23 protein-coding genes are annotated in these 26,406 nt (G+C 61.2%); 21 read left to right on the plus strand and 2 right to left on the minus strand.

The features are described 5' to 3' along the window. Positions 1-9 precede the first annotated feature (9 nt). From uppS to ispD, 19 genes are all read left to right on the plus strand, one after another. A complete protein-coding gene (gene uppS, locus HS968_RS08700; RefSeq protein ID WP_106739563.1) occupies positions 10-756 on the plus strand; it encodes a polyprenyl diphosphate synthase in 747 nt (248 codons plus the stop codon). Further along, the gene (locus HS968_RS08705; RefSeq protein ID WP_182370988.1) at positions 756-1,571 is read left to right on the plus strand and encodes a phosphatidate cytidylyltransferase; all 816 of its coding nucleotides are present in this window, start codon (positions 756-758) and stop codon (positions 1,569-1,571) included. The genes uppS and HS968_RS08705 overlap by 1 nt, the downstream gene beginning before the upstream one ends. Then, entirely contained in the window at positions 1,568-2,752 is a 1,185-nt protein-coding gene (gene ispC / locus HS968_RS08710) for a 1-deoxy-D-xylulose-5-phosphate reductoisomerase (RefSeq protein WP_182370989.1), read from the plus strand. Before HS968_RS08705 ends, ispC begins: the two co-directional genes overlap by 4 nt. A 189-nt stretch (positions 2,753-2,941) precedes the next feature. Next, on the plus strand, positions 2,942-4,294 hold the full coding sequence (rseP, locus tag HS968_RS08715) for a sigma E protease regulator RseP (RefSeq protein ID WP_182370990.1): 1,353 nt from the start codon (positions 2,942-2,944) through the stop codon (positions 4,292-4,294). A gap of 84 nt (positions 4,295-4,378) precedes the next feature. After that, a complete protein-coding gene (bamA, locus tag HS968_RS08720) occupies positions 4,379-6,739 on the plus strand; it encodes an outer membrane protein assembly factor BamA (protein ID WP_119693760.1) in 2,361 nt (786 codons plus the stop codon). Positions 6,740-6,783: 44 nt separating this feature from the next. Next, positions 6,784-7,287, plus strand: coding sequence for an OmpH family outer membrane protein (locus HS968_RS08725; RefSeq protein WP_017674783.1), 504 nt, complete (start codon positions 6,784-6,786; stop codon positions 7,285-7,287). A 2-nt stretch (positions 7,288-7,289) separates the two neighbouring features. Next, positions 7,290-8,345, plus strand: a complete 1,056-nt coding sequence (gene lpxD / locus HS968_RS08730; RefSeq protein WP_182370991.1) for a UDP-3-O-(3-hydroxymyristoyl)glucosamine N-acyltransferase — start codon at positions 7,290-7,292, stop codon at positions 8,343-8,345. Positions 8,346-8,392: 47 nt separating this feature from the next. Beyond that, on the plus strand, positions 8,393-8,833 hold the full coding sequence (fabZ, locus tag HS968_RS08735; RefSeq protein WP_017363778.1) for a 3-hydroxyacyl-ACP dehydratase FabZ: 441 nt from the start codon (positions 8,393-8,395) through the stop codon (positions 8,831-8,833). Further along, complete coding sequence (gene lpxA / locus HS968_RS08740) at positions 8,830-9,606, plus strand: acyl-ACP--UDP-N-acetylglucosamine O-acyltransferase (protein ID WP_182370992.1); 777 nt, start codon at positions 8,830-8,832, stop codon at positions 9,604-9,606. The genes fabZ and lpxA overlap by 4 nt, the downstream gene beginning before the upstream one ends. A gap of 5 nt (positions 9,607-9,611) precedes the next feature. Further along, a complete protein-coding gene (gene lpxB / locus HS968_RS08745; RefSeq protein ID WP_182370993.1) occupies positions 9,612-10,745 on the plus strand; it encodes a lipid-A-disaccharide synthase in 1,134 nt (377 codons plus the stop codon). After that, positions 10,745-11,344 carry a ribonuclease HII gene (gene rnhB / locus HS968_RS08750; RefSeq protein WP_182370994.1) on the plus strand — a complete coding sequence of 200 codons (600 nt, stop codon included), beginning with the start codon at positions 10,745-10,747 and terminating at the stop codon, positions 11,342-11,344. Before lpxB ends, rnhB begins: the two co-directional genes overlap by 1 nt. Before the next feature lie 114 nt (positions 11,345-11,458). After that, the gene (gene dnaE / locus HS968_RS08755; protein ID WP_182370995.1) at positions 11,459-14,989 is read left to right on the plus strand and encodes a DNA polymerase III subunit alpha; all 3,531 of its coding nucleotides are present in this window, start codon (positions 11,459-11,461) and stop codon (positions 14,987-14,989) included. A gap of 138 nt (positions 14,990-15,127) precedes the next feature. Further along, positions 15,128-16,078, plus strand: coding sequence for an acetyl-CoA carboxylase carboxyltransferase subunit alpha (locus HS968_RS08760; protein WP_106739572.1), 951 nt, complete (start codon positions 15,128-15,130; stop codon positions 16,076-16,078). 58 nt (positions 16,079-16,136) lie between these two features. Beyond that, positions 16,137-17,459: a tRNA lysidine(34) synthetase TilS gene (gene tilS, locus HS968_RS08765; protein ID WP_182370996.1), complete on the plus strand. Its 1,323-nt coding sequence runs from the start codon at positions 16,137-16,139 to the stop codon at positions 17,457-17,459. A 151-nt stretch (positions 17,460-17,610) separates the two neighbouring features. After that, positions 17,611-19,242, plus strand: a complete 1,632-nt coding sequence (locus tag HS968_RS08770) for a CTP synthase (RefSeq protein ID WP_119693767.1) — start codon at positions 17,611-17,613, stop codon at positions 19,240-19,242. A gap of 3 nt (positions 19,243-19,245) precedes the next feature. Next, complete coding sequence (kdsA, locus tag HS968_RS08775) at positions 19,246-20,091, plus strand: 3-deoxy-8-phosphooctulonate synthase (RefSeq protein ID WP_072425445.1); 846 nt, start codon at positions 19,246-19,248, stop codon at positions 20,089-20,091. Between the two features lie 147 nt (positions 20,092-20,238). Then, positions 20,239-21,528 (plus strand): phosphopyruvate hydratase, encoded by a 1,290-nt coding sequence (gene eno / locus HS968_RS08780; protein WP_182370997.1) that lies wholly within the window; start codon positions 20,239-20,241, stop codon positions 21,526-21,528. A gap of 202 nt (positions 21,529-21,730) precedes the next feature. Further along, positions 21,731-22,009 carry a cell division protein FtsB gene (gene ftsB / locus HS968_RS08785; RefSeq protein ID WP_119693769.1) on the plus strand — a complete coding sequence of 93 codons (279 nt, stop codon included), beginning with the start codon at positions 21,731-21,733 and terminating at the stop codon, positions 22,007-22,009. Further along, the gene (ispD, locus tag HS968_RS08790; RefSeq protein WP_182370998.1) at positions 22,006-22,704 is read left to right on the plus strand and encodes a 2-C-methyl-D-erythritol 4-phosphate cytidylyltransferase; all 699 of its coding nucleotides are present in this window, start codon (positions 22,006-22,008) and stop codon (positions 22,702-22,704) included. Before ftsB ends, ispD begins: the two co-directional genes overlap by 4 nt. A 13-nt stretch (positions 22,705-22,717) precedes the next feature. Here ispD and HS968_RS08795 read toward each other — a convergent pair whose 3' ends face one another. Then, positions 22,718-23,041 (minus strand): HPF/RaiA family ribosome-associated protein, encoded by a 324-nt coding sequence (locus HS968_RS08795; RefSeq protein WP_179624482.1) that lies wholly within the window; start codon positions 23,039-23,041, stop codon positions 22,718-22,720. Positions 23,042-23,182: 141 nt separating this feature from the next. After that, positions 23,183-24,079 (minus strand): LysR substrate-binding domain-containing protein, encoded by an 897-nt coding sequence (locus HS968_RS08800; RefSeq protein WP_119693772.1) that lies wholly within the window; start codon positions 24,077-24,079, stop codon positions 23,183-23,185. A 177-nt stretch (positions 24,080-24,256) separates the two neighbouring features. On the opposite strand from HS968_RS08800, the gene HS968_RS08805 reads away from it, so the two are divergent. Together HS968_RS08805 and fghA are read left to right on the plus strand one after the other, a co-directional pair. Then, entirely contained in the window at positions 24,257-25,369 is a 1,113-nt protein-coding gene (locus HS968_RS08805; protein WP_182370999.1) for an S-(hydroxymethyl)glutathione dehydrogenase/class III alcohol dehydrogenase, read from the plus strand. Positions 25,370-25,496: 127 nt separating this feature from the next. Next, positions 25,497-26,339, plus strand: a complete 843-nt coding sequence (gene fghA, locus HS968_RS08810; protein WP_218886683.1) for an S-formylglutathione hydrolase — start codon at positions 25,497-25,499, stop codon at positions 26,337-26,339. Positions 26,340-26,406 lie beyond the last annotated feature (67 nt).

Here is a 26,406-nt window from a genome sequence, read left to right on the forward strand (position 1 = left end):
CGCCCATACATGGACAAAAACAAACAGGGGGCAGTGCCGCGGCATGTCGCCATCATCATGGATGGCAACAACCGTTGGGCGAAGAAGCGCCTGTTGCCGGGTGTGGCTGGGCACAAGGCTGGGGTCGACGCGGTTCGTGCGGTGATCGAGGTCTGTGCTGAGTCGGGTGTCGAGGTGCTGACCCTGTTCGCGTTCTCCAGTGAGAACTGGCAGCGCCCGGCCGAAGAGGTTGGGGCGCTGATGGAACTGTTTCTGGGCGCGCTGCGCCGAGAGGCCAAGCGCCTGCGGGATAACGACATCAGCTTGCGCATCATCGGTGACCGTTCGCGGTTTCACCCTGAGTTGCAGGCGGCCATGCGTGAGGCCGAGTTGCTGACTGCGGGTGAGCGTCGTTTCACCCTGCAGGTGGCTGCCAACTACGGCGGCCAGTGGGATATCGCTCAGGCCGCGCAGCGCCTGGCGCGCGAGGTGCAAGCTGGGCATCTGCAGGTGGAGGACATCACGCCTGAACTGCTGCAGGGCTGTCTGGCGACTGGTGATCTGCCGCTTCCGGATCTGTGCATCCGCACCGGCGGTGAACATCGCATTAGCAATTTCCTGCTCTGGCAGTTGGCTTACAGCGAACTGTACTTCTCCGACCTCTACTGGCCGGATTTCAAGCACGAGGCCATGCGCAAAGCACTGGCCGATTTCGCCACCCGCCAGCGTCGCTTCGGTAAGACCAGCGAGCAGGTGGAGGCTGAGGCGCGCTCCTAATGCTCAAGCAACGAATAATTACAGCGCTGATACTGCTGCCCATCGCCCTTTGCGGTTTTTTCCTGCTCGACGGCCTCGCCTTCGCCTTGTTCATCGGTGCAGTGGTGACCTTGGGCGCCTGGGAGTGGGCGCGTTTGGCGGGTTTCGAGGCTCAGGCGCTGCGGGTGGGGTATGCGGCAGTGGTCGCGGCCTTGCTGGTGGTGATCTATCTGCTACCGGCCCTCGCGCCGGTGTTGCTGCTGTTGGCGGTGCTCTGGTGGTTGGCCGCGATCTGGCTGGTGCTCGGCTATCCCGATAGCAGTCGTTACTGGGGCGGCTTGCCCGGGCGTTTGCTGATCGGCCTGCTGATCCTGTTGCCCGCCTGGCAGGGATTGGTACTGCTCAAGCAATGGCCGCAGGCCAACGCTTTGATCATCGCCGTGATGGTGCTGGTGTGGGGCGCGGATATTGGTGCCTATTTCGCCGGCAAGACCTTCGGCAAGCGTAAGCTGGCGCCCAAGGTCAGCCCAGGCAAGAGCTGGGAAGGGCTCTATGGCGGCCTCGCTGCCAGCCTGCTGATCACGCTGCTGGTGGGTTTGCAGCAAGGCTGGTCTGTTTCCGGCCTGCTGCTGGCACTCGGTGGTGCGGCGCTGGTGGTGCTGATTTCGGTGGTTGGCGATCTGACCGAGAGCATGTTCAAGCGTCAGTCCGGTATCAAGGACAGCAGTAATCTGTTGCCGGGGCATGGTGGGGTGCTGGATCGCATCGACAGTCTGACGGCGGCGATTCCGCTGTTCGCGGCGCTGCTGTGGCTGGCTGGCTGGGGTTCGCTGTGAGCGCTCCGCAGCTCGTTACCGTGCTGGGGGCAACCGGCTCCATCGGTCTCAGCACGCTTGATGTGATCGCGCGTCATCCCGAGCGCTACAGCGTTTTTGCATTGAGCGGTTTTTCACGTCTGGCGGAGCTGGGCGCGCTCTGCCAGCAACATCGCCCGCGTTATGCGGTGGTGCCTGATGCCGGTTCGGCGCAGACGCTGCAAGCCAGCCTACGCGCCGCAGGTCTGACGACCGAAGTGCTGGTTGGCGAAGAAGGGCTGTGTGCCATCGCCGCTGCGGCAGAGGTCGATTGCGTGATGGCGGCGATCGTTGGCGCTGCCGGGCTGAGGCCGACTCTGGCTGCCGTGCAGGCTGGCAAGAAGGTGTTGCTGGCGAACAAGGAAGCGCTGGTCATGTCTGGTGCGCTGTTCATTCAGGCCGTCAAGCGTAGCGGTGCAGTTCTGCTGCCAATCGACAGCGAGCACAACGCTATTTTTCAGTGCCTGCCGGGCGATTACGCGCGCGGCCTGCAAGCGGTCGGTGTGCGGCGTGTGTTGTTGACGGCCTCCGGTGGGCCATTTCGCGAGACGCCATTGGCGGATCTTGAGCATGTCACGCCGGAACAGGCCTGCGCTCACCCGAACTGGTCGATGGGGCGCAAGATCTCCGTCGATTCGGCCAGCATGATGAACAAGGGCCTGGAGATGATCGAGGCCTGCTGGTTGTTCGACGCCCGTCCTGAGCAGATTGAGGTGGTGATCCATCGGCAGAGCGTGATTCATTCCCTGGTCGATTACGTCGATGGTTCGGTGCTGGCCCAGTTGGGCAACCCTGATATGCGCACGCCCATCGCTCATGCTCTGGCCTGGCCGCAACGTATCGATTCCGGGGTTGCGCCGCTGGACTTGTTTGCCGTCGGTCGCCTGGATTTCGAGCGTCCGGATGAGCAGCGCTTCCCTTGCCTGCGTCTGGCGCGCGAGGCTGCTCAGGCTGGTGGTAGTGCGCCGGCCATGCTCAATGCGGTCAATGAGGTAGCTGTCGAGGCCTTCCTGCAGCAGCGCATCCGTTTCAGCGATATCGCGCGTATGATTGAGTCCGTGTTGAACGCGCAGCCCGTGCAGGCAGTCGAAGCGCTCGACGTGGTGTTCGAGGTCGACCGCCAGGCGCGCGTATTGGCCGGTGAGTGGCTCGCCCGCTGCTGATGGGGTTTGTTCAAAGCCTTGCGAGCTAGAGGCATGCAATACCGATGGTGGCCCCCAAAAAACAGGCGAAGAACGGCCGGGGTCGCGACCGACTTTACGGGCTGTAAGTGAGTATTCTGAGCCTGTTCTTAACACGGCAGGCCCGACGCGCAGCTGGCTTTGAGCAGGCTCTAAGGGCTGGAGAGAGAAATGAGTGGGTTGTACATGCTGGTCGGCACCCTGATTGCTCTGGGTGTGTTGGTCACCTTTCATGAGTATGGGCACTTCTGGGTTGCCCGCCGTTGTGGGGTGAAAGTCCTGCGTTTCTCGGTCGGTTTCGGCACACCGCTGGTGCGTTGGCATGATCGGCATGGCACCGAATTCGTGATTGCCGCCATTCCGCTGGGCGGCTACGTCAAAATGCTCGATGAGCGCGAAGGCAATGTACCGCCGGAGTTGGTCGAGCAATCCTTCAATCGTAAAAGCGTGCGCCAGCGCATCGCCATCGTGGCCGCCGGCCCTCTGGCCAACTTCCTGTTGGCGTTACTGTTCTTCTGGTTCGTCGCCATGCTGGGCAGTCAGCAGGTGCGTCCTGTTATTGGTGCCGTGCAGCCGGACAGCATGGCGCAAGCAGCTGGCCTGCAGGCAGGGCAGGAGATCGTTGCGGTCAATGGTGAGGCCACCAGTGGCTGGGCTGCGGTCAATCTGCAGTTGATTCGCCGTCTTGGCGAGAGCGGCACGCTGAATCTGCGTGTGCTGGAACCTGGCTCCACGGTCGAGACGCCCAAGCAGGTGCAGTTGGATAACTGGCTGCGCGGTGTTGATGAGCCCGACCCGATTGGCTCGCTGGGTATCCGTCCTTGGCGCCCGGCCCTGGAACCGGTGCTGGCTGAGCTCGATCCGCAAGGGCCGGCGCAGGCCGCGGGTTTGCAGGCTGGGGATCGTTTGTTGGCGCTTGATGGGGAGTCACTGGCTGACTGGCAGGCTCTGGTCGACCGTGTACGCGCCTTGCCGGGCGAGGCGATCACCCTGCGTATCGATCGTGACGGGCAGGCGCGCGATGTCGCGCTGACCCTGGCTTCGCGTGGCGAGGGTGAGGCCCGCAGTGGCTATCTGGGGGCCGGTGTACAGGGCGTTGAATGGCCGCCCGAGATGTTGCGCGAAGTGCGTTACGGGCCGCTCGAAGGTATTGCCGAAGGGGCTCGGCAAACCTGGGCGATGAGCCTGTTGACCCTCGATTCGCTGAAGAAAATGCTGTTCGGGGAGCTCTCGGTAAAAAACTTGAGTGGGCCGATAACCATTGCTAAAGTGGCGGGCGCTTCGGCTGAGTCGGGGGTAGGGGATTTCCTGAAATTCCTTGCATATCTGAGTATTAGCCTGGGTGTTCTCAATCTGCTGCCCATTCCCGTACTGGATGGTGGGCATCTGCTGTTTTATCTGGTCGAGTGGGTGCGTGGTCGCCCCTTGTCTGAGCGGGTTCAGGGTTGGGGGATGCAGATTGGTATCAGTCTGGTCATCGGGGTCATGTTGCTGGCCCTGGTCAACGATCTCAGCCGTCTGTAAGCATTGCTGAATTACGTTCTTGAGATTTACAAGTGTCGCCTTACGCGGCAGTTTTTATCGTCAGTTGGAATAAGAAAGGACTTCATGAAACGTCTGCTGCTACCTGCGGTACTGTCCGCATTGATGATCGCCGAAGTTCACGCCGAGTCCTTCACCATCTCCGATATACGCGTCAACGGCCTGCAGCGGGTTTCCGCTGGCAGCGTGTTTGGTGCACTGCCGCTGAACGTCGGTGAGCGCATCGATGATCGTCAGCTGGTCGACGCGACTCGTTCCCTGTTCCGTACCGGTTTCTTCCAGGACATCCAGCTCGGTCGCGATGGCGATGTGCTGGTCATCACCGTGGTCGAGCGTCCTTCCATCTCCGGCATCGAGATCGAGGGCAACAAGGCCATCACCACCGAAGACCTGCTCAAGGGCCTGAACCAGTCCGGTCTGGCCGAAGGCGAGATCTTCCAGCGTGCGACCCTCGAAGGCGTGCGCAACGAGTTGCAACGTCAGTATGTGGCTCAGGGCCGCTACTCGGCCGAGATCGAAGCCGAGGTGATTCCGCAGCCGCGTAACCGCGTGGCGCTGAAAATCACCATCAACGAAGGCACCGTCGCCGCCATTTCCCACATCAACGTGGTCGGCAACACCGTCTTCTCCGATGAAGACCTGAGCGACCTGTTCGAGCTGAAGACCACCAACTGGTTGTCCTTCTTCAAGAACGACGATAAGTACGCCCGCGAGAAATTGTCCGGTGACCTCGAGCGCCTGCGTTCCTATTACCTGGATCGCGGCTACATCAACATGGATATCAGCTCCACTCAGGTATCCATCACCCCGGACAAGAAGCACGTCTACATCACCGTCAACGTCGAAGAAGGTGAGAAGTACAGCGTCCGTGAAGTGAAGCTGTCTGGTGACCTCAAAGTGCCGGAAGAAGATGTTCGCGCTCTGCTGCTGGTCAAGGAAGGTCAGGTCTTCTCGCGCAAGATCATGACCACTACCAGCGAGCTGATCACCCGCCGTCTGGGTAACGAGGGTTACACCTTCGCCAACGTCAACGGCGTGCCGGAAGCGCATGACGACGATAAGAGCGTGTCGATCACCTTCTTCGTCGACCCGGGCAAGCGTGCCTACGTCAACCGCATCAACTTCCGTGGCAACACCAAGTCCGAGGACGAAGTGCTGCGTCGTGAAATGCGCCAGATGGAAGGTGGCTGGGCGTCGACCTACTTGATCGACCAATCCAAGGTTCGCCTCGAGCGTCTGGGCTTCTTCAAGGAAGTCAACGTCGAAACTCCGCAAGTGCCGGGTACCGACGATCAGATCGACGTCAACTACAGCGTCGAAGAACAACCGTCCGGTTCCATCACCGCCAGCGTTGGTTTCGCGCAGAACGCTGGTCTGATCCTGGGCGGCTCGATCAGCCAGAACAACTTCCTGGGTACCGGTAACCGCGTCAGCATCGGTCTGACCCGCAGTGAATACCAGACCCGGTACAGCTTCGGCTTCGTTGACCCCTACTGGACGGTCGATGGCGTCAGCCTGGGCTACAACGCCTTCTATCGCACCACCGATTACGATGAGCTCGATGTCGATGTATCCAGCTACTCGGTGGACAGCCTGGGTGCTGGTATCAGCATCGGTTACCCGATCAGCGAGACTTCGCGTCTGACTTATGGTCTGACCGTGCAGCAGGACAGCATCGATACCGGTCGTTACACCGTTGATGAAATCTTCGATTTCATCGATGCCGAAGGCGACAACTACCTGAACTTCAAGGGTTCGATCGGTTGGTCCGAGTCGACTCTGAACCGTGGTGTGCTGGCCAACCGTGGTCATTCGCAAAGCCTGGTGCTGGAAACCACCCTGCCGGGTAGCGACCTGTCGTTCTACAAGCTCGACTACCGTGGCCAGATATTCACCCCGATCAGCGACAACTACACCCTGCGTTTCCACACCCAATTGGGTTACGGCGACAGCTACGGCTCCACTGCTGAGCTGCCGTTCTACGAGCACTACTACGCCGGTGGTTTCAACTCGGTACGTGGTTTCGAAGACAGCAGCCTGGGCCCACGTAGTACTCCGAGCACCGGTACCAAGCCAGGCACCCTGCGTGACCCGGATCAGGATCCGCTGCCGTTCGGTGGTAACGTGCTGGTGCAAGGCGGTGTCGAGATGCTTTTCCCGCTGCCATTCGTCAAGGATCAGCGCTCGTTGCGTACTGCTCTGTTCTGGGACGTGGGTAACGTATTCGACACCAACTGCAGCTCGACGCAGAAGCGCCTGAGCGACAGCTGTAACATCGACTTCAGCAGCATGGCCAGCTCCGTGGGTGTTGGTCTGACCTGGATCACCGCACTCGGCCCGTTGAGTTTCAGCCTGGCCATGCCGATCAAGAAGCCTAATGATGCCGATACCCAGGTATTCCAGTTCTCCCTGGGTCAAACTTTCTAAACCCGTACCACCGAAAGCCAACAGTTTTGTTGCAGGAGTGCATTGTGCGTAAGTTGACTCAACTGGTTCTGTTCACCGCCGCTCTGATCGCCACTCCGGCGTTCGCTGAAATGAAGGTGGCCGTGCTGAACTATCAGATGGCGCTGCTCGAGTCGGATGCAGCCAAGCGTTACGCCGTCGATGCCGAGAAGAAATTCGGCCCGCAGCTGAACAAGCTCAAGACTCTGGAAAGCGACGCCAAGCGCATCCAGGATCGCATGGTCAAAGATGGCGAGAAGATGCAGCAGGCCGAACGCGAGCGCCTCGAGCTCGAATTCAAGCAAAAGGCCCGTGATTTCCAGTTCCAGTCCAAGGAGCTCAATGAAGCCAAGGCCATCGCTGACCGCGAAATGCTGGCCAAGCTGAAGCCGAATCTGGACAAGGCGGTCGAAGAAGTCATCAAGAACGGTAACTTCGACCTGGTGCTCGAGCGCGGTGCAGTGATCGAGGTCAAACCTCAGTACGACATCACTCGCCAAGTCATCGAGCGCATGAATCAGATGCGTTAAGCATGACTGTGACAATTACCCTCGGCCAATTGGCTGAGCGCTTGGGCGCCACCTTGCGTGGCGCCCAAGGTAAGGTCATCACGGGCCTGGCCACCTTACAGGAGGCCAGGCCCGAACAGTTGAGCTTCCTGGCCAATGCCCAGTACCGCAAGTTTCTGGCCCAGACCCAGGCCGGTGCTGTGCTGCTGACCGCTGCAGATGCCGACGGTTACGCTGGCGATGCCTTGATCGTGGCCAATCCTTATCTGGCTTATGCTCAGCTTTCTCACCTGTTCGATCGCAAGCCCAAGGCCGCCGCTGGTATTCATGCCACTGCACAGGTCGCAGATGATGCTCAGGTCGATCCTAGCGCCAGCATTGGTGCCTACGCGGTCATCGAGAGCGGCGCCCGCATTGGTGCCGAGGTCAGCATTGGCGCGCATTGCGTGGTTGGTGCGCGCAGCGTGATTGGCGATGGCGGCTGGCTGGCTCCGCGCGTGACGCTGTATCACGACGTGCAGATCGGCAAACGTGTGGTGATTCAATCCGGTGCCGTGATCGGCGGTGAAGGTTTCGGCTTCGCCAACGAGAAGGGCGTCTGGCAGAAGATCGCGCAGATCGGTGGCGTGACCATCGGTGATGACGTCGAGATCGGCGCCAATACCACCGTGGATCGCGGTGCGTTGTCCGATACCCTGATCGGCAATGGCGTGAAGCTGGATAACCAGATCATGATCGCGCACAACGTGCAGATCGGTGACAACACCGCCATGGCAGGCTGCTGCGGCATTTCCGGTAGTACCAAGATCGGCAAGAACTGCATGATCGCCGGCGGTGTCGGCATGGTCGGCCATATCGAGGTGTGCGACAACGTGTTCGTCACCGGTATGACCATGGTGACGCGCTCTATCACCGAGCCGGGTGCCTATTCTTCCGGTACCGCCATGCAGCCGGCGGGCGAGTGGAAGAAGAGCGCTGCCCGTATTCGTCAGTTGGACGAGATGGCCAAACGTCTGCGTGAGCTGGAAAAACAGCTGGCCGCCGTGACCCAAGCGGCAAACGTCTCATCTGATGCCTGAGCACGGCGTTGCCGTGCTCTTTTCTTTTCTTACAGGCTTAACCGGACATGATGGACATCAACGAAATTCGTGAATATTTGCCGCACCGCTATCCGTTCCTGCTGGTGGATCGTGTGGTGGACCTGGACGTCGAAGGCAAGACTGTTCGCGCCTACAAGAATGTCAGCATCAACGAGCCGTTCTTCAACGGTCACTTTCCCGAGCATCCGATCATGCCGGGCGTGCTGATCATCGAGGCCATGGCTCAGGCCGCCGGTATCCTCGGTTTCAAGATGATGGGCGTGAAGCCGGCCGATGGCACCCTGTACTATTTCGTCGGCTCCGACAAGCTGCGTTTCCGCTCTCCCGTTACCCCCGGTGACCAGCTGGTGCTGGAGGCCAAGTACCTGAGCGACCGTCGCAGCATCTGGAAATTCGAGTGCCGCGCCACTGTCGATGGCAAGGAAGTCTGCTCCGCTGAAATCATCTGTGCGGAACGCAAGCTATGAGTTCGATTGACCCCCGCGCGATCATCGACCCCAGTGCCAGATTGGCCGACGACGTCGTCGTCGGCCCTTGGAGCATTGTCGGGCCCGATGTGGAAATCGGCGAGGGTACAGTCATCGGCCCGCACGTAGTGCTCAAAGGGCCGACAGTGATCGGCAAGCACAACCGCATCTACCAGTTTTCTTCGATTGGTGAAGACACGCCTGATCTGAAGTACAAGGGCGAACCGACTCGCCTGGTGATCGGTGATCACAACACCATCCGTGAAGGTGTGACCATTCACCGTGGTACCGTGCAGGATCGCAGCGAAACCACCCTTGGTGATCACAACCTGATCATGGCCTATGCCCACATCGGCCATGACAGCGTAATCGGCAACCACTGCATTCTGGTCAACAACACGGCGTTGGCCGGGCATGTCTGGGTCGATGACTGGGCGATTCTGTCTGGCTATACCCTGGTGCATCAGTTCTGCCATATCGGTGCGCACAGCTTCTCCGGCATGGGCACTGCCATTGGCAAGGACGTCCCCGCGTTTGTCACCGTCTTCGGCAACCCGGCCGAAGCGCGCAGCATGAACTTCGAAGGCATGCGCCGTCGCGGCTTTTCTGCCGAGGCCATCGCCGCGTTGCGCAAGGGTTACAAGCTGGTCTATCGCCAGGGGCTGACCGTCGAGCAGGCGCTGGCCGAATTGGCCGAATCTGCCGCCCAGTTCCCGGAAGTGGCGATCTTTCGCGATTCCATCCAGGCCTCTACGCGCGGCATTACCCGCTGATTCTCATGACTAGACCTCTTCGCGTCGCACTGGTCGCTGGTGAGGCGTCCGGTGATATTCTCGGTGCTGGCCTGATGCAGGCCCTCAAAGCGCGTCACCCGGATGCCGAGTTCATTGGCGTCGGTGGTGCACGCATGGAAGCCGAAGGCCTGAAATCCTATTTCCCGATGGAACGCCTGGCCGTCATGGGCCTGGTCGAGGTGCTTGGCCGTCTGTTCGAACTGCTTGGCCGTCGCCGTCAGCTCGCCCGTGACCTGATCGCCGCGCAGCCCGACGTGTTCATCGGCATCGATGCGCCTGATTTCAACCTGGGGCTGGAGCTCAAGCTGCGCCGCGCTGGGATCAAGACCGTGCACTACGTCAGCCCTTCGGTCTGGGCCTGGCGGCAGAAGCGGGTGCTGAAGATTCGTGAAGCCTGCGACCTGATGCTGACGTTGTTCCCCTTCGAGGCGCAGTTCTATGACGCGCATCAGGTGCCGGTGCGCTTCGTCGGCCATCCGCTCGCCGATGCCATTGCGCCACAGGCTGATCGTGCTGCTGCGCGCGAGGCGCTGGATCTGCCGCAGGATGAGCCCGTGGTGGCCTTGATGCCCGGCAGTCGTGGTGGTGAGGTCGCGCGTCTCGGTGAGCTGTTTCTCGATGCGGCGATTCGTTTGCGTGCACTTCGTCCTGGCATTCGTTTCCTGCTGCCTTGCGCTACGCCCGAGCGTCGGGAACAGCTGGAGCAGATGCTGGCCGGGCGCGATTTGCCCCTGACCCTGCTCAACGGCCGTTCCCACGAGGCGCTGGCAGCTTGCGATGCGGTGTTGATTGCCTCCGGTACCGCGACTCTGGAAGCGCTGCTGTACAAGCGCCCCATGGTGGTGGCTTATCGTGTGGCGCCGCTGACCTATCGCATCCTCAAGCGCCTGGTGAAAAGTCCCTATATCTCACTGCCCAATCTCCTGGCCGAGCGCCTGCTGGTGCCTGAGCTGATTCAGGATGCGGCGACTCCTGAGGCTCTGGCGCAGGCCGTGGCGCCGTTGATCGACGGTGGCCAGGTACAGACCGAAGGCTTCGACGTGATTCACCGCGCGTTGCGTCGCGACGCTTCGGTGTCGGCTGCCGATGCCGTGCTCAAATTGGCAGGGCGCGGCTGATGCAACTGGGGCTTGATTTCACGCTGGTCGAGGAGTTGGTTGCAGGCGTCGATGAGGTCGGCCGTGGCCCGCTTTGTGGCGCGGTGGTCACGGCGGCTGTGATCCTCGATCCGGCGCGGCCGATCATTGGTCTGAACGACTCGAAGAAGCTTTCCGAGGCGCGTCGCGAAGCGCTGTTCGACGAGATTCGCGAAAAAGCCCTGGCCTGGTGCATCGCTCGCGCCGAGGTCGAGGAGATCGACCGGTTGAATATCCTGCATGCCACCATGCTGGCCATGCAGCGTGCCGTCGAAGGGCTGAGCGTGACACCCAGACTGGCACTGATCGACGGCAATCGCTGCCCAAAACTGGCAGTGCCGAGCGCGCCGGTGGTCAAGGGCGATAGCCGGGTGCCGGCCATCGCCGCCGCTTCGATTCTGGCCAAGGTCAGTCGCGACCGCGAAATGGTCGAGATGGATCGCCTCTATCCTGGTTACGGCATCGCCGGCCACAAGGGCTACCCCACGCCCGTTCATCTCGAGGCCCTGCTGCGCCTGGGGCCGACGCCGATTCATCGACGTTCCTTCGCCCCGGTGCGCGCTTTGTTGGAAAACGTGTAGCTGCGTAGCCCGGATGCAATCCGGGATATGCCATCCCTGTTGAACCTCTGGCCCTCAGCCAGACCCTCTTAGGCTACAATCCGCGCTTTGTCGTTTTCACCTGCAAGGCCGCCCATGACTCAAGCGTTCGTCCACCTGCGTCTGCACACCGAATACTCCCTGGTCGATGGTTTGGTGCGGGTTAAACCGCTGATCAAGGCCGTCGCGGGGGCCGGCATGCCGGCGGTGGCGGTCACCGACATGAGCAACATGTGCTCGCTGGTGAAGTTCTACAAGACCGCCATGGGTGCCGGGGTCAAGCCGATCTGCGGCGCCGATATCTGGATGGCCAGCGCCGAGGAAGACGGCCCGCTGACGCGCCTGACCCTGCTGGCGATGAACGCCAAGGGCTACCGCAACCTCACCGAGCTGATCTCCCGTGGCTGGTCTGAAGGGCAGAGCAACGACTTGGTGATCATCCAGCGCGACTGGGTCAAGGATGCGGCGGAAGGTTTGATCGCGCTGTCCGGCGCTCGCGAGGGCGAGGTCGGTATGGCATTACTGGCCGGTGACGAAGCGCTGGCTGAAACGCGCCTGCGCGAATGGATGGCGGTTTTCCCGGATCGTTTCTATCTGGAAGTGCAGCGCACCAGCCGTGTCGGCGACGAGGAATACCTGCACGCCGCTGTGGCCCTGGCCGATCGCGTCGAGGCGCCGCTGGTGGCGACCAACGATGTGCGCTTCATCAAGCAGGACGACTTCGAGGCCCACGAGACCCGTGTCTGCATCGGTGAGGGGCGCACGTTGGACGATCCGCGCAGACCGCGGAATTACTCCGATCAGCAGTACCTGAAAAGCGCCGCCGAGATGTGGGAGCTGTTCTCCGACTTGCCCGAGGCATTGGAGAATACCGTCGAGATCGCCAAGCGCTGCAACATCGAGGTGCAGCTCGGCAAGTACTTCCTGCCCGACTTCCCCACGCCCAATGGCATGGGTATCGACGACTACCTGCGTCACGCTTCCTTCGAGGGGCTGGAAGAGCGTCTGGAAGTTTTGCTGCCCAAGGACACGCCGGATTACGAAGCGAAGAAGCAGGTCTACATCGACCGTCTCAACTTCGAACTCGACATCATCATCCAGATGGGTTTCCCCGGTTACTTCCTGATCGTTATGGACTTCATCCAGTGGGCCAAGAACAACGGCGTGCCGGTCGGCCCAGGCCGTGGTTCGGGTGCCGGTTCCCTGGTGGCCTACGTATTGAAGATCACCGACCTCGACCCGCTGGCCTATGACCTGCTGTTCGAACGCTTCCTCAACCCCGAACGGATCTCCATGCCCGACTTCGACGTCGACTTCTGCATGGATGGCCGCGACCGGGTGATCGACTACGTGGCCGAGAAGTACGGGCGCAACGCGGTGAGCCAGATCATCACCTTCGGCTCGATGGCGGCCAAGGCGGTGGTGCGCGACGTGGCGCGGGCGCAGGGCAAGTCCTATGGCCTGGCTGACCGACTGTCGAAGATGATCCCCTTCGAAGTGGGCATGACCCTGGAAAAGGCCTACGAGATGGAGGAGCCGCTGCGCGACTTCCTCAAGAACGACGAGGAAGCCCAGGAAATCTGGGACATGTCGCTCAAGCTCGAAGGCGTGGTGCGCGGTACCGGCAAGCACGCCGGGGGCGTGGTGATCGCGCCGACCAAACTCACCGACTTCTCGCCGATCGCCTGTGACGAGGAGGGCGGTGGCCTGGTGACCCAGTTTGACAAGGACGATGTCGAGCAGGCCGGCCTGGTCAAGTTCGACTTCCTCGGTCTGCGTACCCTGACCATCATCAAGTGGGCGTTGGAAACCATCCACCGTATCCAGAAGCGCGACGGTGCACCGGATGAGGAACTGGTCAACATCGACTTCATCCCGCTGGATGACAAGAAAACCTACGACATGCTGCAGAAGGCGGAGACCACCGCGGTCTTCCAGCTCGAATCGCGCGGCATGAAGGAGCTGATCAAGAAGCTCAAGCCCGACTGCCTGGAAGACATGATCGCACTGGTGGCGCTGTTCCGCCCCGGCCCGCTGCAGTCCGGCATGGTGGACGACTTCATCAACCGTAAGCACGGCCGTGCCGAGCTGTCCTACCCGCACCCGGATTATCAGTACGCTGGTCTGGAGCCGGTGCTCAAGCCCACCTACGGCATCATCCTGTATCAGGAACAGGTGATGCAGATCGCTCAGGTGATGGCGGGCTACACCCTCGGCGGCGCAGACATGCTGCGCCGCGCCATGGGTAAGAAGAAACCCGAGGAGATGGCCAAGCAGCGTGGGGGCTTCATTGAAGGCTGTGCCAACAACGGCATCGATGCCGACCTGGCAGGTAACATCTTCGACCTGGTGGAAAAATTCGCCGGCTATGGCTTCAACAAGTCGCACTCGGCCGCCTACGGCCTGGTTTCCTACCAGACTGCCTGGCTGAAAGCGCATTATCCGGCGCCGTTCATGGCCGCCGTACTGTCAGCGGATATGCACAACACCGACAAGGTGGTGATCCTGGTGGAAGAGTGCCGCAACATGAAGTTGCGCATCGAACCGCCAGATGTGAACGTCTCCGAGTTCAAGTTCAGCGTCAACGACGATGGCCGTATCGTCTACGGCCTCGGTGCGGTCAAGGGCGTGGGCGAGGGGCCGGTGGAGGCCATCGTCGAATGCCGCGCCGAAGGCGGGCCGTTCAAGGATCTGTTCGACTTCTGCAACCGCGTCGACCTCAAGCGCATCAACAAGCGTACCCTCGAAGCCTTGATTCGCAGCGGTGCGCTGGATCGCCTCGGCCCGTACTACCAGGATGAGCTCAAGGCTTATCAGGCCAGCGTGGACAAGAATCGCGCCGTGCTGCTGGCGTCGATGGAGGAGGCCGTGCAGTCCGCCGAGCAGACCGCGCGCAGTGCCGAGAGCGGCCATATGGACTTGTTCGGTGGGCTGTTCGCCGAGCCCGAGGCAGACGTCTACGCCAACCACCGCAAGGCGCGCGAACTGCCGATCAAGGAGCGTCTGAAAGGCGAGAAGGACACCCTGGGCATCTACCTGTCCGGCCACCCCATCGACGAGTATGAAGGTGAGATCCGTCGTTTCGCCCGCCAGCGCATCGTCGAACTGAAGCCGGCGCGCGACACTCAGACCATTGCCGGGATGATCGTCAACCTGCGGGTGATGAAGAACAAGAAGGGCGACAAGATGGGCTTCATCACCCTCGACGACCGCTCCGGGCGCATCGAGGCCTCGCTGTTCGCCGATGCCTTCGCCAGCAACCAGGCGCTGTTGCAGAACGATGCGCTGGTGGTGGTCGAGGGCGAGGTCAGCAACGACGACTTCTCCGGTGGCCTGCGCCTGCGCGCCAAGCGCGTGATGAGCCTGGAAGAGGCGCGTACCGGCCTTGCCGACAGCCTGCGGGTGAAGGTCGCCAGTGAGGCGCTCAAGGGCGATCGCCTGCGCTGGCTGGCTGAGTTGTGCAGCAAGCACAAGGGCGCTTGCCCGGTGACGCTGGACTACAGTGGCGAGGAGGCACGCGCCTTGCTTCAGTTTGGCGACGCCTGGCGGATCGACCCGGCCGACACTTTGATTCAGGCATTGCGTGACCAGTTCGGGCGCGACAACGTCTTTTTGCACTACCGCTGATGCAAGAGGGGCAATTGCCCCTTTGTGTTGGCATCGACACCAACGGGTGTCGACCCGCTGCGTCCTATCCCTTAAGGTAGGGCGCCTAATGGATACAAGCTCCCCGGCCACTTGGCCGTCGACGCAAGACGGATGACTATGAACCCGAATTTCCTCGATTTCGAACAGCCGATCGCCGACCTGCAAGCCAAGATCGAAGAGCTGCGCCTGGTTGGTAACGACAACTCGCTGAACATCGGCGACGAGATTGCCCGCCTGCAGGACAAGAGCAGTGCCCTGACCGAAAGCATCTTCGGTAACCTGAGCAGCTGGCAGATCGCCCAACTGGCTCGCCATCCGCGCCGTCCGTACACCCTGGATTACATCCAGCACATCTTCACCGAGTTCGACGAGCTGCATGGTGATCGTCATTTCTCCGACGACGCTGCCATCGTCGGCGGCGTTGCTCGTCTGGGCGACCAGCCGGTGATGATCATCGGTCATCAGAAGGGCCGTGAAGTGCGTGAGAAGGTGCGCCGCAACTTCGGTATGCCGCGCCCCGAGGGCTATCGCAAAGCCTGCCGCCTGATGGAAATGGCTGAGCGCTTCAAGATGCCGATCCTCACTTTCATCGACACCCCCGGCGCCTATCCGGGTATCGATGCCGAGGAGCGTGGCCAGAGTGAAGCCATCGCCTGGAACCTGCGCGTTATGGCACGCCTGAAAACCCCGATCATCGCCACCGTCATCGGTGAAGGTGGTTCTGGCGGCGCACTGGCCATCGGCGTCTGCGACCAACTGAACATGCTGCAGTACTCCACCTACTCGGTGATCTCGCCGGAAGGCTGCGCCTCGATTCTCTGGCGTACCGCCGAGAAGGCGCCGGATGCCGCCGAAGCCATGGGCATCACCGCCGAGCGCCTGAAGGATCTGGGTATCGTCGATCAGGTGATCGGCGAGCCGCTGGGTGGTGCTCACCGCGATCCGGCAGCCGCCTCCGAGTCGATCCGTCAAGAACTGACCAAGCAACTGGCCAGCCTGCAGAAGCACGACACCGACGCGCTGCTCAAGCGTCGATACGAGCGCCTGATGAGTTATGGCATCGCCTGAGTTCTTTCTGCGTACATCTCAACGGGCCTTCGGGCCCGTTGTTGTTTAAGCTTGAACGATGACTGCTCTCGATCTTCGCTTGCGCCAAGCCTTGCAGCCCTGGCGAGCGGCTCCTGTCTGGCGCATCGCCTTCTCTGGTGGCCTGGACTCCAGCGTATTGCTACATCTGCTCGCCGATTGGGCTCGGCATGAGCAATTGCCGCCGCTTTCTGCGGTTCATGTCCATCATGGCCTGCAATCGGCAGCCGATGCTTGGCCTGGGCATTGCGCACGCGTCTGTGAACAGTTGGGCATTGCTCTAGAGGTCGTCAGGGTTCAGGTCGCATCAGGTGCCAGCCTTGAACAGGCTGCGCGGCGTGCGCGCTATGAGGCTTTCAGCGAACGGCTTAAGCTGGGCGAGGTGTTGCTCAGCGCTCAGCATCGTGACGATCAAGCCGAGACCCTGCTGTTTCGTTTGTTGCGTGGGGCGGGTGTGCGTGGACTGGCAGCCATGCCGGCAAGCCGCTCGTTGGGGCCGGGCAACCTGGTTCGGCCACTACTCGACTGCTCCAGGGGCGACTTACAGGCCTATGCGCAGATCCACGGCCTCTGCTGGATCGAGGATCCGAGCAATGCCGATGAGCGCTTCAGTCGCAATTTCCTGCGGCGACAAGTGATGCCATTACTGGCGCAGCGCTGGCCGCAAGTGTCGAGCAGTCTGGTGCGCTGCGCAGATCATCTGTCTGAGGCGCAGCAGCTGCTGAATGAATTGGCCGAGATCGATCTTGCCGCTGCCCGTGGCGGCTCAGCGTTTGCCTGGCTGCCGTTGCCATCGCTGCAACTACCGGCTGTAACTGCGTTGAGTGAGGCGCGCCAGCGCAATTTGTTGCGCCACTGGTTGGCCCCATTGACGCGTATGCCCGATAGCGATCATTGGGCGGGTTGGTGTGACCTGCGTGATGCGGGTGGGGATGCATCACCGATCTGGCGACTGGCCGATGGTGAGCTGCACCGTGCCGATGGTCGGCTCTGGTGGCTTGGCGGTGAGTGGCTGCAGCCGTTAGAGCCGCTCGATCTTCCCTGTGGCTCGTTTTCCGAGCCTATCGAGCTGCCCGGTAACGGTTGTGTGCATTTACGGGGCGAACTGCCGCCAGGTCGCTGGCACTTGCGCTATCGCCAGGGCGGTGAGTCGTTGCAGGTGCCCGAGCGTGGCAGGCGCGATCTCAAGCGCCTGCTCAATGAAATGCGCGTACCGGCATTTGTGCGCCCACGCCTGCCGCTGCTGTTCGATGGCGATGAGCTGATGGCGGTGGCGAACCTGACGCAGTCGCCAGGAATCGAGGCTTGCGGGGCGCGCCTGCACTGGTCGCCGCCTATCGGCGCGCAAGGTTTGAGCTGGTAAGGCCTTTCGGGTAGACTACGCTCCCGTCTTACTACAGCTTTTGCCGACTCCCTCAGGGAGCTTGGCGAGCTTGCCATTGTTCGTACTGATGGCGCTCCTTCGCTTTCCCCGGCGGCACTGACCGCTTAAACGCAGACTTCTAGGGTTTTTCATGACGCGCTACATCTTCGTCACGGGTGGTGTTGTTTCTTCATTGGGGAAAGGCATCGCCTCGGCTTCACTGGCGGCCATCCTGGAGGCGCGGGGCCTGAAGGTCACCATGCTCAAGCTGGATCCCTACATCAACGTCGATCCGGGCACCATGAGCCCGTTCCAGCACGGTGAGGTGTTCGTCACGCACGACGGCGCCGAGACCGACCTCGATCTGGGTCACTACGAGCGGTTCATCCGCACCACGATGAGCAAGAGCAACAACTTCACCACTGGTCGTGTCTACGAAGACGTGCTGCGCAAAGAGCGCCGTGGTGATTACCTGGGGGCGACCATCCAGGTCATTCCGCACATCACCGACGAGATCAAGCGTCGCATCATCAAGGGCGCCGGCGATGCCGACGTGGCCCTGGTGGAAATCGGCGGCACCGTGGGCGACATCGAGTCGCAGCCGTTCCTCGAAGCCATTCGCCAGCTGCGCGTGGAAGTGGGCGCCAAGCGCGCCATGCTGATGCACCTGACCCTGGTGCCGTACATCGCCACTGCTGGCGAGACCAAGACCAAGCCGACCCAGCATTCGGTCAAGGAACTGCGTTCCATCGGCCTGCAGCCTGACGTGCTGGTATGCCGCTCCGATCATCCGATCGATGTGTCCTCGCGTCGCAAGATCGCCCTGTTCACCAACGTTGAAGAGCGTGCGGTGATCAGCCTGGAAGACGTCGACACCATCTACAAGATCCCTGGCGTGCTGCATGCCCAGGGGCTGGACGATTTCGTCGTCGAGCGTTTCGGCCTGGAGTGCGGCAGCGCCGATCTGTCCGAGTGGGATCGTGTGGTCGATGCCAAGCTCAACCCGGAAAAAGAAGTCACCATTGCCATGGTCGGCAAGTACATGGAGCTGCTGGACGCGTACAAGTCGCTGATCGAAGCGATGAGCCACGCCGGCATCCAGAACCGTACCAAGGTCAACCTGCGCTATATCGACTCCGAAGACATCGAGAATCAGGGCACTGCGCTGCTCGAAGGTGTCGATGCCATCCTGGTGCCGGGCGGCTTCGGTCTGCGTGGCGTGGAAGGCAAGATCAAGACCGTGCAGTACGCTCGCGAGAACAAGATTCCTTACCTCGGTATCTGCCTCGGCATGCAGGTCGCGGTGATCGAGTACGCCCGTAACGTCGTGGGCTGGACCGACGCCAATTCCTCCGAATTCGACATGGCCAGCACGCATCCGGTGGTCGGTCTGATCACCGAGTGGCAGGACGCGACCGGCGCCACCGAGCAGCGCAGCGAAAGCTCCGACCTCGGCGGCACCATGCGCCTGGGTGCTCAGGACTGCCAGCTGCAGGCCGGCTCTCTGGTACATGACTGCTATGGCAAGGACGTGATCGTCGAGCGTCACCGTCATCGCTACGAAGTGAACAACAACCTGCTGCCGAAGTTGACCGAGGCTGGCCTCAAGGTCACCGGTCGTTCCGGCGACGGCGCGCTGGTCGAAGTGGTCGAGGCACCGGATCATCCGTGGTTCGTCGCTTGCCAGTTCCACCCGGAATTCACTTCCACGCCGCGTGACGGTCACCCGCTGTTCAGCGGTTTCGTCAACGCCGCTCTGGCGCAGAAAGCGAAGAAGGCTTAACGCATGGCACAGAAGATCATCAAGGTTCGCGGCATCGAGATCGCCAATGACAAGCCGTTCGTGCTGTTCGGTGGCATCAACGTGCTCGAGTCGCGCGACCTGGCCATGCAGGCTTGCGAGGAATACGTGCGGGTGACCGAGAAGCTCGGCATTCCTTACGTGTTCAAGGCCAGCTTCGACAAGGCCAATCGCTCTTCCATCACCTCCTTCCGCGGCCCGGGCCTGGAAGAGGGCATGAAGATCTTCGAGGAAGTGAAGAAGACCTTCGGCGTGCCGGTGATCACCGACGTTCACGAGCCGCATCAGGCCGCTGCCGTGGCCGAGGTGTGCGACATCATCCAGTTGCCGGCTTTCCTTTCGCGGCAGACCGACCTGGTGGTGGCCATGGCCAAGACCGGTGCAGTGATCAACATCAAGAAAGCGCAGTTCCTCGCCCCGCAGGAAATGAAACATATCCTGGCCAAGTGCGAAGAGGCCGGTAACGATCAACTGATCCTCTGCGAGCGTGGTTCCTCCTTCGGTTACAACAACCTGGTGGTGGACATGCTCGGCTTCGGCATCATGAAGCAGTTCGAGTATCCGGTGTTCTTCGACGTGACCCACGCCCTGCAGATGCCGGGTGGTCGTGCCGACTCTGCTGGCGGCCGCCGCGCCCAGGTTACCGACCTGGCCAAGGCTGGTATGAGCCAGGGTCTGGCAGGCCTGTTCCTCGAAGCGCATCCGGATCCGGAAAACGCCAAGTGCGACGGCCCCTGTGCCTTGCGCCTGAACAAGCTGGAGCCGTTCCTCACCCAGCTCAAGCAACTGGATGACCTGATCAAGAGTTTTCCGCCAATCGAGACTGCCTGAGCCGGTCGTAATCCGGTAAAGTGCCGCCCCAGAAATTCCCCCTGACCCGTGAGTCAGAGTGTGCCGCCGGACTGCCCAACGGGCAGCGGCGGTCTCGCGCAGCCTGCTGCTGCCGTCTTATCGTCAACCTTTGGAGTGTTAACAAGAATGGCAAAGATCGTCGACATCAAGGGTCGTGAGGTTCTCGACTCCCGCGGCAACCCCACCGTGGAAGCGGATGTAATTCTGGAAGGCGGTATTGTTGGCAGTGCGTGTGCTCCGTCCGGCGCTTCCACTGGTTCGCGCGAAGCGCTGGAGCTGCGTGATGGCGACAAGAGCCGTTACCTGGGCAAGGGCGTGCTGAAAGCCGTGGCCAACATCAATGGCCCGATCCGTGATCTGCTGCTGGGCAAGGATGCTATCGACCAGAAAGCTCTGGATCACGCGATGATCAAGCTCGACGGTACCGAGAACAAGGCGACTCTGGGCGCCAATGCCATCCTCGCCGTGTCCCTGGCTGCCGCCAAGGCTGCTGCCCAGGCCAAGGGCGTGCCGCTGTACGCGCACATCGCCGATCTGAACGGTACCCCGGGCGTCTATTCCATGCCGGTACCGATGATGAACATCATCAACGGCGGCGAGCACGCCGACAACAACGTCGACATCCAGGAGTTCATGGTGCAGCCGGTTGGCGCCAAGAACTTTGCCGATGCCCTGCGCATGGGCGCCGAGATCTTCCATCACCTCAAAGCCGTGCTTAAGGCCCGTGGTCTGAACACTGCCGTTGGTGACGAAGGTGGTTTCGCGCCGAACCTGGCCTCCAACGAAGATGCTCTGGCCGCCATCGCCGAAGCCGTGGCCAACGCTGGCTACACGTTGGGTGACGACGTTACCCTGGCCCTGGACTGCGCTTCCAGTGAGTTCTTCAAAGATGGCAAGTACGACCTGGAGGGCGAGGGCAAGGTATTCAGTGCCGAAGGTTTCGCCGACTACCTGGCCGGTCTGACCGAGCGTTACCCGATCATCTCCATCGAAGACGGCATGGACGAGTCCGACTGGGCCGGCTGGAAAGTCCTGACCGACAAGATCGGTGCCAAGGTACAGCTGGTTGGCGATGACCTGTTCGTCACCAACACCAAGATCCTCAAGCGCGGCATCGACGAGAAGATCGGCAACTCGATCCTGATCAAGTTCAACCAGATCGGCTCGCTGACCGAGACCCTGGAAGCCATCCAGATGGCCAAGGCTGCTGGCTTCACCGCCGTGATCTCGCACCGCAGTGGCGAAACCGAAGACAGCACCATTGCCGACCTAGCCGTTGGTACTGCCGCAGGTCAGATCAAAACCGGCTCGCTGTGCCGTTCCGACCGCGTTTCCAAGTACAACCAACTGCTGCGCATCGAAGAGCAACTGGGTGGCAAGGCCCCGTACAAAGGCCGCGCCGAGTTCCGCGGCTGATTTTCGCGTGACGGAAAAGGGCGACGCGAGTCGCCCTTTTTTGTAGGCGAGGGCTGCTGCGAATCCGCAGTGCGTTTTATCGGTCTCTTGGAACCTTTGCACGGATGCAGGTACAGAAAATCCATGTCACTCATCAGACGGCTTCTTTTCAAGCATGATCGCAGCCCCTACCATGCCGATGACTCAATCTGCGAGCCGCTCCATGCGTAGTCCGTATTGGCTGTTTATCGTGCTGATCCTGTTGCTGGTCGGTCTGCAGTATCGCCTGTGGGTTGGCGAAGGCAGTCTTGCCCAGGTAAGCCGCCTGCAGCAGCAGATCGCCGAGCAGCAAGGCGAGAATGAGCGACTGCTGGAGCGTAACCGAATCCTCGAGGCCGAGGTGATGGAGCTCAAGCGCGGTATGGAGACCGTGGAAGAGCGCGCGCGTCAGGAGCTGGGCATGCTCAAAGAGGGCGAAACCCTCTACCTGCTGACCGAATGACCACGAAATTCTGGCTGGTGATTCCAGCTGCCGGTGTCGGCGCACGCATGGCTGCCGATCGACCCAAGCAGTACCTGCAAATTGCCGGTCGCAGCATCCTCGAACACACCCTGCATTGTTTTCTCGATCACCCCGGTTTGCTTGGTGCCGTGGTCTGCGTAGCTGTAGACGATCCGTTCTGGCCACATCTGCCCGTAGCCAGCGACTCGTGTATTCGTCGAGCTGCTGGTGGTCGCGAGCGGGCCGACTCGGTACTGGCAGGGCTGCAAGCGCTACTCACTGACGGTGCTGACGGCAACGACTGGGTACTGGTGCACGATGCCGCGCGTCCCAATCTCGCCAGAGAAGATCTGGATGGCCTGCTGGACAGTCTGGCCGATGATCCGGTGGGTGGCCTGCTAGCCGTACCGGCGCGCGATACGCTCAAGCGTGCCGCAAGCGATGGTCGGGTGGCTGAAACGGTGGATCGCAGCGTGATCTGGCAGGCCTACACACCGCAGATGTTCCGCCTGGGCGCCTTGCGTGAGGCGTTGGCGCAGGCGTTGCAGGAGGGCGCGGCAGTGACGGATGAAGCCTCGGCCATGGAGTGGGCAGGGCTGGCGCCGCGTTTGGTCGAAGGCCGGGCGGACAACCTCAAGGTCACCCGCCCGGAAGATCTGCATTATCTACAACGTATTTGGCGCGAAGGTCGCTGAGCGATCCGCGGCATCAGTGCGTCCAGCGTTTGGCATCTTTGCCCAGGTTGCGATCCAGCACGCTGGTCAGCTTGTTCATGGCGCCATCAAGGGCTTGGTGCAGTTCGCAGGCATCATAGGACACCGTTAACGGGTCGCGACCTTTCATGCGTGCCTCGACCTTGCAGCGTTTGTCCTGCGGCCCATTCTTGAGCGCGTTCTCGTCGGAGAGATGGATCTCGATCCGGGTGAGGTGATCCTCGTAGCGCTGCAGCTTGTCTCGAACGCGACTGCGGATATCGTCCTTCAGGGCCATCGAGGAGGCGACGTGCTTACCACTGTTGACCAGAACCTGCATAACCATGTCCTCATGCTGATGAGTTCGTGAGCGCCATCTGACGGGGCTCATTGGTTGTGACGCGGTCGCTTCGCTCAAGTTTCGCTTCGGCTTGTGACATTCCATGACCGTTCAGGTGGGCGACAAGGTTGTTGCAGAACATCAGGGCAGATCGCGGTATTCGACGCGCTGGCTCAGACCCTGGCGTAGCGAATCGATCAACTGGCGAACCTTGGGTGATAGATGGCGTTGCTGTGGATAAATCGCCCATACCGCCGTATGTGGCGGGCGATGTTGTTCCAGCAGGGAAACCAGGCGCCCGCTACGCAGGTGTTCGAGTACGTAGTAGTCGGGCAACTGACATAAGCCAAAACCGCGCAACGCCGCATCGAGCACGGCCTGTCCGCTGTTGCAGCGCCAGTTACCCTGGATGCGCACCTGGGTTTCCCGCCCGCTCTCGGCGAAGCTCCAGGTTTCGCTGCTGCCGATCAGGCAGTTGTGGCGTGCCAGCTCCGAGAGCGAGTGCGGGCGACCATAGCGCTGTAAATATTCGGGGGCGGCACACAGATACATTTCGCGGGGTGCCAGGCGCGCGGCCATCAGGCGCGAGTCCTGTAGACGTCCCAGGCGGATGGCCAGATCCAGGCCTTCGTGCAACAGATCGAGTTGGCGATTGGACAGTTCGATCTCGACGCGCAGTTGGGGGTGCAGCGCGATGAAGTCATTGACCAGCGGCACGATGAAGCGCTCGCCATACGCCACGGCGCAGGTCATGCGCAGCAGCCCCTTGGGTTCCGCGCCGAGATCGCCAACCGCCCGCAAGGCTTCTTCGCGGGCATCCTGCAAGCGCTGACAGTGCTGCAGGAAAAGCTGGCCGGCTTCGGTCAGGGCCACGCGGCGGGTGCTGCGGTAGAACAGGCGGCTTTGTAGTCGATCCTCCAGGCGCGCCACCTGGCGGCTGACCTGTGAGGTGGACAGGCCCAGGCGTTCGGCGGCAGCGCTGAATTGCCCACACTCGGCGACGGCGACGAATTCGTCCAGACCTTCCCAGCGGTTCATGTGCGCTCCTTCCTGCGGAAAATAGGGAAAACGTCCCGGATTGCTTTCGGGCCGTTCTTGACCGATGCGGAATATTATCCCTGTATGGCAATAATGTTTTGCTCTTCTGGTGATTATCTCGTTTTGGCTCTGAACTAGACTGCCGGCCATTGTCCACGACTCCCCTGGAGAGCTGTCATGATCAAGTCCCGCGCTGCCGTTGCCTTCGCCCCGAACGAGCCCCTGAAGATCGTTGAAGTGGACGTCGAGCCGCCCAAGGCCGGTGAAGTGCTGGTACGCATCGTCGCCACCGGCGTGTGCCACACCGATGCCTACACCCTGTCCGGGGCTGACTCCGAAGGTGTGTTCCCGTCGATCCTGGGCCATGAAGGCGGTGGCATCGTCGAGGCCGTGGGTGAGGGCGTCACGTCTCTGCAGGTCGGCGACCACGTGATCCCGCTGTACACCGCCGAATGCCGCGAGTGCAAATTCTGCCTGTCCGGCAAGACCAACCTGTGCCAGAAAGTGCGTGCCACCCAGGGCAAAGGCCTGATGCCGGATGGCACCACGCGCTTCAGCTACAACGGTCAGCCGATCTACCACTACATGGGCTGCTCGACTTTCTCCGAGTACACCGTGCTGCCAGAAATATCCCTGGCCAAGATTCCGAAAGAGGCTCCGTTGGAGAAGGTCTGCCTGCTCGGTTGTGGCGTGACCACCGGTATCGGCGCCGTGCTCAACACCGCCAAAGTGGAGGAGGGTGCCACCGTGGCGATCTTCGGCCTGGGCGGCATCGGTCTGGCGGCGATCATCGGCGCCAAGATGGCCAGGGCCTCGCGCATCATCGCCATCGACATCAACCCAGCCAAGTTCGATGTGGCCCGTGAGCTGGGCGCGACCGATTTCGTCAATCCGAAGGATTACGACAAGCCGATCCAGGACGTCATCGTCGAACTCACCGATGGCGGCGTGGACTACAGCTTCGAGTGCGTCGGCAACGTGCAACTGATGCGCGCTGCGCTGGAGTGCGCCCACAAAGGCTGGGGTGAGAGCGTGATCATCGGTGTAGCCGGTGCCGGTCAGGAAATCAGCACCCGTCCGTTCCAGCTGGTGACCGGACGCGTCTGGCGCGGCAGTGCCTTCGGTGGCGTGAAAGGTCGTACCGAGCTGCCCAGCTACGTCGAGAAGTCGCAGAGCGGTGAAATCCCGCTGGACACCTTCATCACCCACACCATGGGCCTGGACGAGATCAACGAAGCCTTCCATCTGATGCACGAAGGCAAGAGCATCCGTACCGTCATCCATTACTGATAGCTGCAAGCGACACGCTTCAGGCGACGGGGGGCCCAGCGCCACTCGACGCCTGCGGTTGTTTCGTAGGGTGCGCCATGCGCACCGCTAATCCCCTGGTGCGCGTGGCGCACCCTACGGAGTGGTCATGAGCCTCGAAATCGTTTCCAGCAACAAGAGCTTTGGTGGCTGGCACAAGCGCTACAAGCACCGTTCCTCCAGCCTCAACTGCGACATGGTGTTCGCCGTTTATCTGCCGCCGCAGGCGGAGCAGGGCGCCAAGCTGCCGGTGCTGTACTGGCTGAGCGGCCTGACCTGCACCGACGAGAACTTCATGCAGAAAGCCGGTGCCCAGCGCATGGCGGCTGAGCTGGGGCTGATCATCGTCGCGCCGGATACCAGTCCGCGTGGCGAAGGTGTCGCCGACGACGCCAATGGCGCCTATGACTTCGGCCTCGGTGCGGGTTTCTACCTCAATGCCACCCAGGAGCCATTCGCGCGGCATTACCGCATGTATGACTATGTGGTGCAGGAGTTGCCGGCACTGATCGAGGCCAACTTCCCTGTTTCGGACAAGCGCGGCATCGCCGGCCATTCCATGGGTGGCCATGGCGCGTTGATCTGTGCGCTGAAGAACCCAGGGCGTTATCAGTCGGTGTCGGCGTTCTCGCCGATCAGCAACCCGATGAACTGCCCATGGGGTGAGAAGGCGTTTTCGCTGTACCTGGGCGAGGAGCGCTCGCGCTGGCGCGAGTGGGATGCCAGCGTGCTGGTTGCCGAGGCGAGCGAAAAGTTGCCGATCCTGGTCGATCAGGGCGATCGTGATGATTTCCTCGAGGGCCAGCTCAAACCGCAGACTTTGCAGGCGGCGGCCAAGGCGGCCGGTCATCCGCTGACGCTGCGCATGCAGCCTGGCTATGACCACAGCTATTACTTCATCGCCAGCTTCATCGACGATCACCTGCGCCATCACGCCGAGGCGTTGGCGTAGGAGATGTTGCGCGTATCAGGGCAAACACTGCCCCTTGGTGCGTGCGGCACACCCTACGGTAGTCTGT

The organism is Pseudomonas berkeleyensis (genome assembly GCF_014109765.1).
GTDB lineage: Bacteria > Pseudomonadota > Gammaproteobacteria > Pseudomonadales > Pseudomonadaceae > Aquipseudomonas > Aquipseudomonas berkeleyensis.